General features: G+C 34.8%; 13 protein-coding genes and 1 rRNA gene. 13 read left to right on the forward strand and 1 reads right to left on the reverse strand.

Annotated elements, in window-relative coordinates:
• Positions 1-47 precede the first annotated feature (47 nt).
• Together ACICQD_RS00690 and ACICQD_RS00695 are read left to right on the forward strand one after the other, a co-directional pair.
• Positions 48-890, forward strand: a complete 843-nt coding sequence (locus ACICQD_RS00690) for a ParA family protein (protein ID WP_006280226.1) — start codon at positions 48-50, stop codon at positions 888-890.
• Positions 887-1,738, forward strand: coding sequence for a ParB/RepB/Spo0J family partition protein (locus ACICQD_RS00695; RefSeq protein ID WP_264329416.1), 852 nt, complete (start codon positions 887-889; stop codon positions 1,736-1,738). Before ACICQD_RS00690 ends, ACICQD_RS00695 begins: the two co-directional genes overlap by 4 nt.
• Before the next feature lie 809 nt (positions 1,739-2,547).
• On the opposite strand, the gene ACICQD_RS00700 is transcribed toward ACICQD_RS00695, so the two are convergent.
• Positions 2,548-3,162, reverse strand: coding sequence for a hypothetical protein (locus ACICQD_RS00700; protein ID WP_264705839.1), 615 nt, complete (start codon positions 3,160-3,162; stop codon positions 2,548-2,550).
• Between the two features lie 153 nt (positions 3,163-3,315).
• On the opposite strand from ACICQD_RS00700, the gene ACICQD_RS00705 reads away from it, so the two are divergent.
• The 11 genes from ACICQD_RS00705 (at position 3,316) to ACICQD_RS00755 (ending at position 14,530) form a co-directional block, all read left to right on the forward strand.
• A 16S ribosomal RNA gene (locus ACICQD_RS00705) occupies positions 3,316-4,820 on the forward strand.
• Between the two features lie 100 nt (positions 4,821-4,920).
• Entirely contained in the window at positions 4,921-5,298 is a 378-nt protein-coding gene (gene sdhC, locus ACICQD_RS00710; protein WP_007548462.1) for a succinate dehydrogenase, cytochrome b556 subunit, read from the forward strand.
• Positions 5,295-5,651: a succinate dehydrogenase, hydrophobic membrane anchor protein gene (sdhD, locus tag ACICQD_RS00715; RefSeq protein ID WP_010963113.1), complete on the forward strand. Its 357-nt coding sequence runs from the start codon at positions 5,295-5,297 to the stop codon at positions 5,649-5,651. The genes sdhC and sdhD overlap by 4 nt, the downstream gene beginning before the upstream one ends.
• A gap of 84 nt (positions 5,652-5,735) precedes the next feature.
• Positions 5,736-6,974 carry a hypothetical protein gene (locus ACICQD_RS00720; protein WP_010082038.1) on the forward strand — a complete coding sequence of 413 codons (1,239 nt, stop codon included), beginning with the start codon at positions 5,736-5,738 and terminating at the stop codon, positions 6,972-6,974.
• Between the two features lie 112 nt (positions 6,975-7,086).
• Positions 7,087-8,376 (forward strand): sugar phosphate nucleotidyltransferase, encoded by a 1,290-nt coding sequence (locus ACICQD_RS00725; RefSeq protein WP_395461465.1) that lies wholly within the window; start codon positions 7,087-7,089, stop codon positions 8,374-8,376.
• A gap of 133 nt (positions 8,377-8,509) precedes the next feature.
• Entirely contained in the window at positions 8,510-9,739 is a 1,230-nt protein-coding gene (locus tag ACICQD_RS00730) for a lipoprotein-releasing ABC transporter permease subunit (protein ID WP_395461466.1), read from the forward strand.
• Entirely contained in the window at positions 9,732-10,463 is a 732-nt protein-coding gene (locus tag ACICQD_RS00735) for a hypothetical protein (RefSeq protein ID WP_038250643.1), read from the forward strand. Before ACICQD_RS00730 ends, ACICQD_RS00735 begins: the two co-directional genes overlap by 8 nt.
• Positions 10,460-11,680 carry a hypothetical protein gene (locus ACICQD_RS00740; protein WP_007548692.1) on the forward strand — a complete coding sequence of 407 codons (1,221 nt, stop codon included), beginning with the start codon at positions 10,460-10,462 and terminating at the stop codon, positions 11,678-11,680. Before ACICQD_RS00735 ends, ACICQD_RS00740 begins: the two co-directional genes overlap by 4 nt.
• Before the next feature lie 198 nt (positions 11,681-11,878).
• The gene (atpG, locus tag ACICQD_RS00745) at positions 11,879-12,751 is read left to right on the forward strand and encodes an ATP synthase F1 subunit gamma (protein WP_010081973.1); all 873 of its coding nucleotides are present in this window, start codon (positions 11,879-11,881) and stop codon (positions 12,749-12,751) included.
• Between the two features lie 18 nt (positions 12,752-12,769).
• Positions 12,770-14,104 (forward strand): TldD/PmbA family protein, encoded by a 1,335-nt coding sequence (locus ACICQD_RS00750; RefSeq protein ID WP_010081974.1) that lies wholly within the window; start codon positions 12,770-12,772, stop codon positions 14,102-14,104.
• Between the two features lie 174 nt (positions 14,105-14,278).
• Positions 14,279-14,530: a cold-shock protein gene (locus tag ACICQD_RS00755; protein ID WP_006279919.1), complete on the forward strand. Its 252-nt coding sequence runs from the start codon at positions 14,279-14,281 to the stop codon at positions 14,528-14,530.
• The last annotated feature ends 34 nt before the right edge of the window (positions 14,531-14,564 follow it).

A 14,564-nucleotide genomic window follows, 5' to 3' on the forward strand; every position in this document is an offset into this window, starting at 1 on the left:
TTCTTGCATATATACAATAGAATTATTTTATACATAAGATAAAAGGCGTGAGCAAGATTATTGCAATAGTAAATCAAAAGGGTGGAGTTGGCAAAACCACAACTAGTATAAATTTATCGACAGCCTTTGCTGCTGTGGGAAAAAGCACTTTATTGGTAGATCTTGATCCTCAAGGAAATGCTAGCACCGGACTCGGGATTTCTTACCGTAGTAGGGAAGAAAAAAACATATACAAAATACTACTAAGCAGCGAAAATAAATTGATAGAATCGGCAATTTTCAATATAAAGGAAATTCCGAATTTATCGCTAATTTCGTCAGTAGTTGATTTGTCAGCTGCAGAAATTGAATTATCGCAACTTGAGCGAGGAAAATTCGTACTAAAAAGCGCATTGGAGAAGATACGCGATAATTATGAGTATATAATCATCGATTGCCCTCCATCACTTGGGCTTCTGACCATAAATGCTTTGACTGCTGCTAATTCTATTATTGTTCCTCTTCAGTGTGAATTTTTTGCTCTGGAAGGATTAAGCCATTTAGTTAAAACTGTGGAGCTAATAAAAAGGAATAACCTAAACCCTTTTTTGGCAATAGAAGGGATAGTGTTAACAATGTATGACAGGCGCAACAAACTTAGTGAGCAGATTAAAAACGATATTTGTCAGTATTTAAATGATAAAGTATACAAAACTATCATCCCATTGTATGAGACTGTTATTCCACGTAACGTACGGTTATCAGAAGCACCTTCTCATGGAAAACCTGCTATTGTGTATGATCTTAAATGTCCTGGTGCACAAGCGTATATAAGTTTGGCAAGGGAAATTTTAAAAAAGCACGCGAGCAGTTGTAAGGAGAAGAAGCTAGTGAGCGAGGGCGTGGTATGAAGGATGATAGACGCCTCGGCAGAGGTCTTGCCGGTCTCATAGGCGATAATTATGATAATAAAGAAGATCGACAAGAGTATTTGCCTATTTCATTACTGCACCCAAGTAAATTTCAACCGAGGAAACATTTTGACGAGGAGTCATTAAGAGAACTTGCAAATTCGATAAAGAAGAGTGGAATTATACAGCCCATTGTGGTACGCAAAGATTCAAATGATGATGGTTACGAAATAATAGCTGGAGAACGTCGTTGGCGAGCAAGCAAGATTGCAAATCTTAATAGTGCACCGGTTATCATAAAAGATTTGAACGACAAGGAATGCTTGGAAGTATCCATTATTGAAAACATACAAAGACAAGATATTAATCCAATAGAAGAAGGTGAAGCGTATAAGAAACTGATAGATGAGTTCTCCTATACACATGAGGAACTAGCCTCAGCTATAGGCAAAAGCCGCAGCCACATAACCAATATGATTCGGATGTTGTCACTTTCCTGTAGGGTGAAAACAATGATCAACGAAAAAAAATTGTCTATGGGCCATGCAAGAACACTGATTAATGTTGAAAATGCGGAAAGTATCGCAGAAAAAATAGTTTCTCAGGGCTTAAGTGTTAGACAAACTGAAAAATTGATAAAAGACTTACACCAAAATAATAATCAAAAAGAGCGGAAATATACTAAAAATCAAGATATGGCAGTAATAGAGGGCGCTATATCTTCTCAACTTGGTTTAAAGATCAAAATTAATGACAACAATTCTAAGGGTAAAGTTATGATACGGTATGATAATCCAAATGAATTGGATTTGATATTGAAAATTTTGAATAGGAAACTTGAGGCATAGCTAGTAGTTGGCTAGCAAAGCAACAAACCAATATCAACTGTTGGTGTCATGAAAGTAGCTGACACTGGAATCCAGGAATTTTATTAAGTTGGTAAGCATAAAAGTATAACTTCTACGTCATACCGCCGCGGTATCCGCTAACAAGCAGCGGGATGACGATTGTCAGGGTAGCTGTCATCCCAGTGCCCTGACTACTTGGATCCAGGAAAAAGAATGGTGTCATCCCAGTGCGTGACACTGGGATGACACCCTAGTAGAAATCGTTTTTGTAATTGCAACATTCGTGCAATCTTTAGCCATAAATATTTAAAAAATTTACCAAATGAAAAAAAAGGCAAAAGAAACCCCGTGGTGGTTGGCTATTTACCATGTACTAAAATATCGGCGTTTTTTTTATTCTAAAACGCTTGATTAAGAGCGATTTAGCTGCTTTTAACTTGCAACTAACCTACACCGCAAGTGTTTAAGAAATTTACTAAGCAGGAAAAAAGGCAAAGAAACCCCGTAGTAGCTAGCATTCAAATTCTCCCTTGTCAATTTGACGTTTTTTGCTGTCTTAAACGCTTTGTAAGCGCGTTTCGGCTTATATAGGTAAAAACCCAGAAATTTTTAAAGACATGCGATGCACGTAGTGCGAAAAATTAAACATGAGACGCCAAATACCCTAAGTTTTTTGTCATTAACCTGCACAGATTGCGAAGATAAATAAATAGCTTCAGTTTTATGATAAGGGAGCTGGCGAGGCTTGTCAAGGAAGTTTTTCGTTTCATCCAATGCGCTGCCAAAAGCTATGCAAAAAGTCCAATGAGTTAACTCCCATATATCCTGAGTAATTCTTGTGCATTAGCCTTTATTAGAGTAGGGCATTTTCTGTCATTTAATAGGGAACGCAATACTTCAGTTGCACCTTTAATGTCGTTATTGTGTATCTTTACTACAGCGATAGCTTCTTGGCTTGAATAAGGATACACTGCACTTGATTCTAAATTATCAATTTTATCTTTATTTATTTTTTCACCGTTGGAGTGAAGTAAGCTCATTACTTCTAAATATTGTGCTAACTCACGCAAAACATTAGGAGCATCTTTATCATCTGCCAAATCATTATAAATAGATGCTGTGTCTGTTGGCATTGAATCTGAGATATGATTGAATGCGCGTTCAAAATTTGCTAAATACTCCCAATTTGAATCTATTTCTTCTAGCAGCGGCTTATTATCTTTTTTTAAGAATAATACTTCGTAAAACTTGTCACCTGCAGTTATAGATTGTTTTGTGTTATCAATGTTGCGCAATAAGTATAATGTGATGCCAACTAACATTGGCGCGAGTGCAAGCAGAAAGATGTATTTTTTCATGGTAATATTCCAAATAGTTATATATTTATACATTAATGCTTTTGATTTGCAAAAACATATTGACATAGTGATTATATCACATAATAATATTCTTAAAGTTGTTTGAATAGTTGGAGATTAAAATATTTCTAAAGTAGAAATAAAGACAGCAGTATTAAGCTAAATTATTTTTTGTCGGATTTATCCGATGTACCCTCAACCTTTTATAGGTTGAAGTCTAAATTTGAGAGTTTGATCCTGGCTCAGAATGAACGCTGGCGGCAGGCCTAACACATGCAAGTCGAACGGAGTTATATTGTAGCTTGCTATGGTATAACTTAGTGGCAGACGGGTGAGTAATGTATAGGAATCTACCTAGTAGTACGGAATAATTGTTGGAAACGGCAACTAATACCGTATACGCCCTACGGGGGAAAAATTTATTGCTATTAGATGAGCCTATATTAGATTAGCTAGTTGGTGGAGTAATAGCCTACCAAGGCAATGATCTATAGCTGATCTGAGAGGATGATCAGCCACACTGGAACTGAGATACGGTCCAGACTCCTACGGGAGGCAGCAGTGGGGAATATTGGACAATGGGCGAAAGCCTGATCCAGCCATGCCGCATGAGTGAAGAAGGCCTTTGGGTTGTAAAGCTCTTTTAGTGAGGAAGATAATGACGGTACTCACAGAAGAAGTCCTGGCTAACTCCGTGCCAGCAGCCGCGGTAATACGGAGAGGGCTAGCGTTATTCGGAATTATTGGGCGTAAAGGGCGCGTAGGCGGATTAGTAAGTTAAAAGTGAAATCCCAAGGCTCAACCTTGGAATTGCTTTTAAAACTGCTAATCTAGAGATTGAAAGAGGATAGAGGAATTCCTAGTGTAGAGGTGAAATTCGTAAATATTAGGAGGAACACCAGTGGCGAAGGCGTCTATCTGGTTCAAATCTGACGCTGAGGCGCGAAGGCGTGGGGAGCAAACAGGATTAGATACCCTGGTAGTCCACGCTGTAAACGATGAATGTTAAATATGGGAAGTTTTACTTTCTGTATTACAGCTAACGCGTTAAGCATTCCGCCTGGGGACTACGGTCGCAAGATTAAAACTCAAAGGAATTGACGGGGACCCGCACAAGCGGTGGAGCATGTGGTTTAATTCGATGCAACGCGAAAAACCTTACCACTCCTTGACATGGAAATTATACCTATTCGAAGGGATAGGGTCGGTTCGGCCGGGTTTTACACAGGTGTTGCATGGCTGTCGTCAGCTCGTGTCGTGAGATGTTGGGTTAAGTCCCGCAACGAGCGCAACCCTCATCCTTAGTTACCATCAGGTAATGCTGGGGACTTTAAGGAAACTGCCAGTGATAAACTGGAGGAAGGTGGGGATGATGTCAAGTCATCATGGCCCTTATGGAGTGGGCTACACACGTGCTACAATGGTGGCTACAATGGGCTGCAAAGTCGCGAGGCTAAGCTAATCCCTTAAAAGCCATCTCAGTTCGGATTGTACTCTGCAACTCGAGTGCATGAAGTTGGAATCGCTAGTAATCGTGGATCAGCACGCCACGGTGAATACGTTCTCGGGTCTTGTACACACTGCCCGTCACGCCATGGGAATTGGTTTCACTCGAAGCTAACGACCTAACCGCAAGGAGGGAGTTATTTAAAGTGGGATCGGTGACTGGGGTGAAGTCGTAACAAGGTAGCAGTAGGGGAATCTGCAGCTGGATTACCTCCTTAGGCTTTGCGCATAACTTACCATTTTTAATGATGGTGTTGTTATGTGCTATACTGCTGTCTTTACTTCTACTTTATTTTAATTTCCCGATAACGGAATTTTATGAGTGATAGACCTCTTTCTCCACATTTACAAATATATAAAGTACAAGTTACTAGTTTTTTCTCTATTATGCATAGATTGACTGGTATCTTGCTATTCCTTTTATTAATGATACTTTCTTGGTATTTCATATTACATGTTTACTTTCCTGAGTTACTTATAGTAAGGTACTTAAATGCATTATTATTCACTCCTGTTGCTAAATTAGCTTATGTCTTATGTTTTATAAGTTTTGTATATCATTTTCTTAATGGTATTCGTCATTTATTGTGGGATGCTGGGCTTAATTTAGAAATTACTGGCGTTTCAAGGAGTGCTATACTGCTGACAGTAACGCTACTTCTTTCTACTATGGCTTTTTTATTTATGTTTATATGAGTCAGTCTGGAAATTCAGTACATCATTGGTGGGTTCAGCGTGTTTCTGCGGTAATTTTACTGTTCCTGTTTCCTTGGTTTATCTATTCATTTTCTTGCACATTTTATACTGATAGCTCTTTGTCTTTTAGTGAAAAATTTATTAATCACCCTCTAGAGCTTTTATTTTTTGTTGTATTGTTGTTTTGCATTTTTTGGCACGCAGTTCTTGGAATGCAGGTAGTATGCGAAGATTATATACACAGCGTACCTTTGAGGATTTTTACAATTACATGCATAAAGTACTTATCAAGCATTACTTATATAACCCTCGCTTTTACAATCTTTATCTTCTACAGACATATTTTCTTGTAAAATCACCGGTGCTGTGTTAATATATTATTAGTGTACTAGTTTTATTATTGAACTATAGCATTATAGCGATTTTGGTTTGACAATATGTTTGAAGCATTAAAAAAGGGAGCAATAGATCTTACACTTAAAGCAAAAGGTCTGCTTACTTCACCTGAATCTCAAGTTTACGTCGAAGACCTTAGAAAGGTAATGATGTATGATGGAAGGAAATGCCAGTATCCAAAAAATTATGATCAAATTGTACAGTCTGCTAAAATCATAGAAAACAGGGATATGCATGGAAATGCTATACTAGATAAAGATAAAAATCCAACCTATAAACTTTTGTATGGTCAAAAAGATGAGAATGGAGAACAACCAAGTTTCAGATTATCTTTAGTTACCAAAGATAAAGATAATGATAGATCTTATTTTACTATCAATTATATAGACAATCAGGGTAAGCAAATTCCGATAAATGAGTTGCATAAGTCATATTTTGAGCCATTAGGCTTTTCGAGAATGGATTTGAAAAAACACGTGCCAATTTTTGAAGCTGAAAAAACTAAGGATCCTCAATATCCATTTGAATTAACTAATTCTTCTGTGCTAACTAAAGAGGTAAAAAATAAAGAAGGTAAAGTTCAGGAAGTTGTTGATGAAAAAGGAAGAAATGGAGAATTATTATACACTAGTGATTACAAGAAGCTAAGCACCCATTTTTCAGAAATTAGAGATCAGAATGGTAATCTAGAGCTAGATAAAAGTCTTATATCTGTTCCTATCGTTTTTGCTACAAGTTTAGCTAAAGTTTGTACTAAATTGTTGACTTCTCTTCCTATAAAGTTAGGGGAGCATTTAATAAGCGAACAAAACCCAATTGCAAAGTCTTTTGGTTATCTTTTATTTACTCCTGCAATGGCAGTAAAAAATTTAGTGGATATGGGAGCTACCATACTTAAGGCTCCAATTTTATTGTTTGTAGCAAATGAGAAAAAATATGGTGATGCTTACTACACCATGTGGAAACACCAACTGAAAGGATGTTTGGAAGAAGCAAAAAGTGACTTTAATGTTATTAAAGGTGAAGAAAGGCTAAAGCCGGATCATGGGAATCGTGATTCACTAGTGGGCACATGGGATGAGCTTAACGCTAGAAGGCCAAAGAAACAAGGGGATGATAAAGAAGTTAGCAAGAGTAATGAAATACTAAAGAGTCCTGAGGAAGAACAAAATAAGGGTAATGAAATATTAAGTGATAAAAGAAAAGGTCATGTTGAGGAATTACAAAATAGAAGAAATTCACAGCAAGGGCAAGGCGCTACACATGATCACTCTCATTAGCAATTACTTTAAATCAACATTTACTTTCTTTATTAACTATTCCACAACAAAAACTTGCATGTATTTTGCCCTCAGTATAAGATATTAATTATTTAATTAATATCTTAACTAAATGCGCCCTGTAATATTGTGTGGTGGTAGTGGTAGCAGACTTTGGCCTTTATCTAAGCCAAAGCAATTTCAGAAAATATTTAGTCAGAACACTATGTTTCACAACACTTTGTTGAGGCTAAAAAGCGATTATATGCCGCCCATAATTGCTACAAATATACAGTACGAGTCATTAGTGATGGAGGAATTGCATGCACTGCAAGAATATAAAGTGATTTTCGAACCAGTGAAAATTGGAACAGCAGCGGCAATATTAATTGCTGCACTTCTCTGCAATGAAAACGAGACAATGTTAATTCTGCCTTCAGACCATTTTATAGGTGATTTGAATAGTTTTTATGCTTCTACTCAAAAAGCGTCTAAGTTAGCCTCTGAAACTAACTCTATAGTCACTTTTGGGGTTAAGCCTCATGAATTCAATTCTGAATACGGCTATATAAATGCAGTATATGATCAGAAAGAAAAATGTCATATAGTGAAAGATTTTACAGAAAAGCCCGAGCGTAAGTTAAGTAACGATCATTATTGGAACTCTGGAATATTTGTGTTTAAAGCAAAACGCTACATAGATGAGATTAAAAAATCTGCCCCGAATCTTTACAATTTATGTTTTAAATATTTCACACCGCAAGAGAGATTTCTGTATTTAAAACAACGAGATTTTGCAGGAATTGAAGGCATATCCATTGATTACTTGGTGATGGAGAAAGCAAAAAACGTTGCAATGATAGAAGCTAATTTCGATTGGTTGGATGTTGGAACTTGGAATTCAGTTTTAGAATTGAGTGAGAAGTTTAGTAAAGAACCGGCATCATTTCAGCATGTGATTAGAGAAAAAGAACCAGTTTCAACGACAGAAAGTAATAAAAATTTATTGAGTGGAGCTTGTAAGCAACCAAACAAAAGTCTAATTTCATTTATTCATAAAGTTAAGAAAGTAAAGGTGATAAGGAAAGAAGTTAAACCATGGGGATTTTGTAGTATAATTTTAATGAGCGAAAATTTTCTTATAAAATATCTTTTTATCAATCCATTAAGCTGCACTTCTAAGCAATTCCATCACTATAGAGATGAATACCATATAGTGCTATCAGGAGTTGGGTATGTTAGTTTAGAAGACAAAGAATATGCTATAGCAAAAGACCATATGATAGAAATCCCAAGGGAAGTTTCCCATAGGATTGAAAATAGAAGCACAAGCTCTCCACTTGAAATAGTTGAATTTCAGATAGGAGAGCATTTATCTGATAATGATATAGTGAGGTTGGATGATGTATATGGAAGATTTTGAAATTCTAATGTTAAAGATACTCTATAAGTCTGCTAAATTTAAGGAAGCAAAAATCTCTAGTTTTTAAATAAAGAAAAGTCTACAATTATACGAAGTTTCAAAAATATAATGTCTAACCTCAAAATATTTTGTAATGTCCATTGCCTTTGAAATTACTATGGCTGCTTGCTATTTGCGAGCAAGAAATGCCAGATTTTGCTCTATAATGACTTTGTTCTCTATTATCGGCATTGCCCTTGGAGTTGCAACACTAATAGTGGTGATGTCTGTGATGAACGGATTCAGAGCAAAGTTGCTTGACTCAATACTTGGCATTGATGGCCATATTAACGTTTATTTTGATAGGAACATAAATTCAGATTACTACGCAGTTTCAAAATCTATTGAGAGAATTCCTGGTGTATTAAAAGCTACTCCTATGACCAATGATCAAGTTATTATTGTAGCAAATGGTAAAATTGCAGGTAGCGTAGTGCGAGGTGTGTCAACTAAAGATTTGCTTGATAGTACTGCCGTTACAAATAATGTAATTATAGGTGATGTAAAAAAATTTGATGAAGGGATAATAATAGGAGCACGCTTAGCAGAAGTTTTGAACATTGACTATGGCGACGAAATTACGTTTATATCATCTGAAGAATTTGATGCATTACTTGGTGAAATGCCGCGAATGAAAAAATATAAAGTTATAGCAATATTTGATATGGGTATGTTTGAGTATGATAATACCTTGATATATATGCCTCTAAAATCAGCACAAGCCTTTTTTAATTATAAAAATAGCATAAAAAATATAGAAGTACTTGTAGACGACGTTACTAGAGCTGATAAGCTGGCAGATGCTATAGAAAAAGAAATAGGAATGGAAGCTGAAAGTTGGCAATCACAGCAAAGCCATTATTTTAGTGCTTTAAAAACTGAAAGAAATGTGATGTTTTTAATTCTCACTTTGATTATAGTGGTAGCAGCGTTTAATATTATCTCAAATTTAATGATGATAGTGCAAGAAAAGAAATCCGCGATTGCAATTATGCGTACATTTGGTGCAACAAGTGGAAGCATTATGCGTATATTTTGCGCTTGTGGTCTATTAATCGGTTTTACGGGAACTTGTCTTGGCTGTATTATAGGTGTCGTTTTTTCTCTCAATATCGAAAGCATTAGAGTGTTTTTAGAAAACATTACTAACGTCAAGCTGTTTGATCCTATGATATACTTTTTTTCAAGTTTGCCAGTGATATTAGTACCCCAAGACGTAGTAAATATTTCTGCACTTGCGTTACTCTTATCATTTTTAGCGACAATTGCTCCTGCGTTGCAGGCAGCTGCACAAGATCCTGCGGAGATACTACGTTATGAATGATACTCAGCAAAAGTACATAGGTTGGTTCTTAATTGTATTGTTATTTACCGGTTACATCACAATAAATAACATAATCTTTTTAAAAATAAATCAGCAAGAGAGTGAAAACAATGTGAAAGCTTTAACGGAAAACATGGATGAATTTAGAATGTTGCTTGAAGTTAATCAATCTAGAATAGAAAAAAAGATATTTGACCTCAAGAGAAGTCAGCATACTCAATGTGAGCAAGGTGATAATAACTCAAGATGTAAGAACCTTGCAAAATTGCTATTACTTGTGGTTAAAATGAAGAATTCGTTATTGCGAGAAGCAAAATTTGATAACCATATAAATTCAATAAAGCCTTTGATATCAGAGCTTGACGATCCAGAGATAGAAAATGCAGTAGATGAATTAGAAAATTTGAAAGAGATAAATACCTTACACGAATTGAAGTTATCTTTTGAAAAAACTATTGATACTATCGATTACAACAAAAGTACATTGTCTAAAAAAATCATTTCAAACTGGATAAAGGTAGACGACCGAAATGATCCATTAAGAGTAAAATTCGCAGAAATTGAGGAGTCAATAAATGATAATGATTGGCAAAATATAACTGTTACAGTAAGCAATTTAACGCATTCAGAATTCAAGCCATGGCTGAATAAATTGAATGGTTTTATTGTAGCTTCTAAGAATATTTCAACAATATATCATCACTTATTACAATATATCTCATGATTTATTTTATAATTTTCGCTTTTTCGTTTTTATTTGGTATATGGGTCAAGGTAAGTGGTGAAGTAATAAAATTGGAATTAGGCAATTACACTATAAGTATTGATCTATATTTCATTATTTTTACTTGTGTAGTTTTATTATTTTTATTAATTACACTTGTACGCTTTTTTTCCTCCATTTCATCAACATTTGCCAACATAAGAAATAGAAGAAGGGATAGGGAAGAATTGCTTCTCTTTGAAGCTTTCTTTAGCATAGACTTAGACAATATAGAGAATGCCCAAAAGCTAGTTAAAAGTCTGAGTGAGGAGAGCGATAGGTTGTCTTTAATAAAGCTCTTTAACTCAGGTAAGACGGGAAATTACAGCTTTTTCAGTAACGGTTTAACAAATATTGCAAATAAAAATCGTAACTTAGCTCTACTTCTAGCCAATAAGCTGATTGTCCACCTCAAACAAGAAAAAGTAGTCTTTCAAAAATTTATAGAATATTGCTCTAGTTCAATTAACGATAAAATGCTATCTATTCCCTTTCAAATAGAGCATTGCATATTGAAAGAAGATTGGATTAATGCAATTTTGAGGTTGAAGGAAGCAGTTAAGTCCAATATTTTTCTCCCCTTTGATCATAAAGAAATGTTTGCAGTGTTTTATTGCGCTTTAGCAAAGCAATATGAAAGTAAAGGAAATTTTAAGGAGGCTATAAAGTCTTTATTTAGAGCACAACGTTATAGTGCAATTTTTCAGCCCATCAATTATTTAAAGGCAGAATTATATATTAAACTTGGAAAAATCAGAAAAGCTTCTGCAGTGCTAGAGGCAGAGTATACAGTAAATCCTACTCCTCAGTCAGCTAAAATGTACATCAATTTAAATAGTAAAGGTGCTGAAAGACTATACAACTTACGCCCTGATTATTATTTTAGTTACTGTTTACTTGCTTTGTCCTCAATGAGTTCAGGTAAATATGATCTTGCAAGTCAATATTTAGACACTGCTATGAAAAAAGCTAATTACATGTCAATCTACTTTATTGTAATACAACTCAAGGTTACATTGCAAGAACACGACAAGGTAATTTATTGGCTAAACAAGATGGGCTCAGAAGCTTTGCCTGATCCAGGCTGGAAATGTAAAAATTGTAACAGGGAACTAGAACAATGGGATCATAAGTGTTCAAGTTGTAATAGTTTTAATTGTGTTTATTATATATTATAAAATTCCACAAAGTGTAGAAATTACCATTAGGCTACTTTCACATTGATATTGCTGAAGTTAGAGCACTTTCTTAATATAATCCTTATCTCCAAACAATAAACCTGCAAGTTTCTTAGCTAGACTTGGTTTTAATGTCAAAAAAACTTGCTTTTAGACACTAACAGTTATATATTTTAATAAATCAGGGTTGTATACAAAATGAAGAGCTTAAAGGAATTATCCTTAAGAATTAAGAATATTAGGTCTGTACAGAAAACCACGAAAATAATGCAAATGGTTTCTGCAGCAAAGTTGTTACAAAGCCAAAAGAAGTTATTAAATTCAAAATTATATGTATCTAAGCTGCATAACATTATTTTTTCATTAATGCTATCAGTTGATCAAGAATTACTGGCAAAAATTCTAAATGTCAGTAACGACGGTTCTTACCTAGTATTCATTATTGCGTCTGATCGTGGCTTGTGCGGCAACTTTAACTCTTCTATTGTCAAATTTAGTCAAGAGCGTGTAAATAAGTCAATCGCAAATGGCAAAAAAGTAGATATTGTATTTCTTGGTAAAAAAGCTTTTGATGTAGGTAAAAATAGATTTGACTCTAAAAGTATCTTAAAAATTGAAAATAGTAAGGGAATCACGTTAAAGCACGTAGAAGCTTTGGTTGATGGTATAGATTTAAGTAAATACGATAAAGTTAAAGTTTTTTATAGTAAATTCTATAATACCTTCACGCAAAAACCAATGTTGGAAACAATAAAACCATGGAGTAAAGACTCATCCTTGATTGATAGCTCTCTGGCTGGTCCAACAACAGATTACGGCTATGAGTATGAACCACAAAATATTGAATTTATTTTAAAATCTTTGGTTCAAGATTACGTTGTAATTGCTCTTTACTCTGCTTTACTTGAAAGTGCAACGAGTGAGAATAGTGCTAGAATGGTTGCTATGGAATCAGCAAACAGAAACACTAAAGAGATACTGAACAAATTAGCATTGCTTTATAATCGTTCTCGTCAAGCAGCGATTACGACTGATTTAATTGAAGTTATAGGTGGTGCAGAATCTTTATAGAAATCTAAGGAATAGAAAATGAATATATTAAATATTGCAGCAGATATTACTAAACTAATAAAAAAGCAAAATCAAGATGCGGAAGTTACAATATATGAAACTAATAAGACTTCAGTTTCTCAGCGTCTATCAAAAATTGAGCAAATATCACAATCTAAAAATTGCACTGTAGGAATCAGAGCTATAGCAGGTAAAAACAAAGCTGCGTATATTTCTACAAACGATTTGAATAATCTGAGTGATACAGTAAGCCAAGTGGTAGAAATGGCAAAGAATGCGCCAGAAGATCCTTGCATTAATTTTGCTGTAAATGGTAGTAATTATATCTCTTCTGCAGATTTAAGTATCTCAGATAATAATGTTGTAACCGTTGATAACCTAAAAGAAATTGCTGAAGCTGCAGAAAATTCAGCCCTTGCACATAAGAGTATCACTAATTCTGAAGGAGCCTCTTCTTCATACGCTTTAGTGAATACAGTATTATCGACTGTTTCTGGTTTTATTGGCTCGTTTAGTAAATCAACCTTTGCTAATCAGGTCTCTGTTGTTGCTGGAAGAGAAAGTGAAATGAAGGTTGGTTACGATTATGATATAGCATGTAATTTTAGTGATTTAAAGTTGCCAGAGTTAATGGGAAAAGAAGCAGCAAAAAGAGCAGTTGATCAATTGAATTCACGTACAATGAAAACTGGTAAATTTCCAGTTATTTTTGAAAAAAGAGCAGCAAAAGGGCTAGTAAAAAGTTTTGCTTCTGCTATAAATGGGAGCAGTATTATAAGCAACAGTTCTTTCTTGAGGGGTAGTTTAAACGCTCAGATTTTCAACGATAGAATTAATATTATCGATGATCCATTGTTGCCAAGAGGCATAGCATCGAGACCATTTGATGGAGAAGGGATAACTAGCAAGAAAAATATATTTGTAAAAAACGGAATATTACAAAATTGGATTTTAGACTTATACTCGGCTAGAAAATTAGACTCAGAAACAACCGGAAGTGCAACTCGTGCAAGTAATGCTGCAGTTATTCCTGCAGCTAGTAACCTCTACATTGAGAATGGTGATGTATCGTTTGAAGAATTAATTCAGGAAGTGAAAGAGGGAATATATGTAACTGATTTATTTGGTTTTGGTGTCAATTTAATCAATGGCGATTACAGCCAAGGCGCTTCCGGATTTTTTATAGAAAATGGAAAAATAACGTATCCAATACATGAGATTACCATTGCTAGCAATTTGAAGGATATGTTTAGCAATTTAGTCGTTGCAGATGATCTAACTTTTTGTGGGCAATTTAATTCACCAACGATTAAAGTTAGCGAAATGACGGTTGCAGGTTCGCTTAACGATTAAAAAATTTATTTGCATCAAGTACAACAATTGTGTATTATTGTCATGTAATGTTAAGAATAGACTATGGAGTATAAAGGTTTAGTTTCAATAGCTAAGCTTAAAGCATTCTCAATCGTAATTTCAAAGTTTTTCATCACATTAGTAATGTTAGTTAATAATTTAGGAGTTGTTTAAATGGAATTTGGTAATGTAAAATGGTTTAATGCCGAAAAAGGCTATGGTTTCATCAAGCCAGAAGGTAAAGGGGGTGACGTTTTTGTACATATTAGCACATTGGAACGTTCGGGAATAAGACCTGAGGCACTTAAAGGAGAGAATAAAGAGAAGGGAATAAAAGGAGAAAGGGTGAGTTATGAGGTTAAAGAGGAGCGCGGTAGAAACGGAGAAGATAAAAAATCTGCAATAAATTTAAGATTGGAAGATTAATCTATTATGAAGTCTTTTAACAGGATTAACGTAT

Source organism: Wolbachia endosymbiont (group A) of Therophilus tumidulus (assembly GCF_964277345.1).
In the GTDB taxonomy this organism is placed as follows: domain Bacteria; phylum Pseudomonadota; class Alphaproteobacteria; order Rickettsiales; family Anaplasmataceae; genus Wolbachia; species Wolbachia pipientis.

What these genes read in the sequence shown, in the direction of transcription:
- ACICQD_RS00695 (WP_264329416.1), top strand. Translation starts at nt 887, where the DNA reads ATGAAGGATGATAGACGCCTCGGCAGAGGTCTTGCCGGTCTCATAGGC.
- ACICQD_RS00700 (WP_264705839.1), bottom strand. Translation starts at nt 3,162, where the DNA reads ATGTCAATATGTTTTTGCAAATCAAAAGCATTAATGTATAAATATATA.
- sdhC (WP_007548462.1), top strand. Translation starts at nt 4,921, where the DNA reads ATGAGTGATAGACCTCTTTCTCCACATTTACAAATATATAAAGTACAA.
- sdhD (WP_010963113.1), top strand. Translation starts at nt 5,295, where the DNA reads ATGAGTCAGTCTGGAAATTCAGTACATCATTGGTGGGTTCAGCGTGTT.
- ACICQD_RS00720 (WP_010082038.1), top strand. Translation starts at nt 5,736, where the DNA reads ATGTTTGAAGCATTAAAAAAGGGAGCAATAGATCTTACACTTAAAGCA.
- ACICQD_RS00725 (WP_395461465.1), top strand. Translation starts at nt 7,087, where the DNA reads ATGCGCCCTGTAATATTGTGTGGTGGTAGTGGTAGCAGACTTTGGCCT.
- ACICQD_RS00730 (WP_395461466.1), top strand. Translation starts at nt 8,510, where the DNA reads ATGTCCATTGCCTTTGAAATTACTATGGCTGCTTGCTATTTGCGAGCA.
- ACICQD_RS00735 (WP_038250643.1), top strand. Translation starts at nt 9,732, where the DNA reads ATGAATGATACTCAGCAAAAGTACATAGGTTGGTTCTTAATTGTATTG.
- ACICQD_RS00740 (WP_007548692.1), top strand. Translation starts at nt 10,460, where the DNA reads ATGATTTATTTTATAATTTTCGCTTTTTCGTTTTTATTTGGTATATGG.
- atpG (WP_010081973.1), top strand. Translation starts at nt 11,879, where the DNA reads ATGAAGAGCTTAAAGGAATTATCCTTAAGAATTAAGAATATTAGGTCT.
- ACICQD_RS00750 (WP_010081974.1), top strand. Translation starts at nt 12,770, where the DNA reads ATGAATATATTAAATATTGCAGCAGATATTACTAAACTAATAAAAAAG.
- ACICQD_RS00755 (WP_006279919.1), top strand. Translation starts at nt 14,279, where the DNA reads ATGGAATTTGGTAATGTAAAATGGTTTAATGCCGAAAAAGGCTATGGT.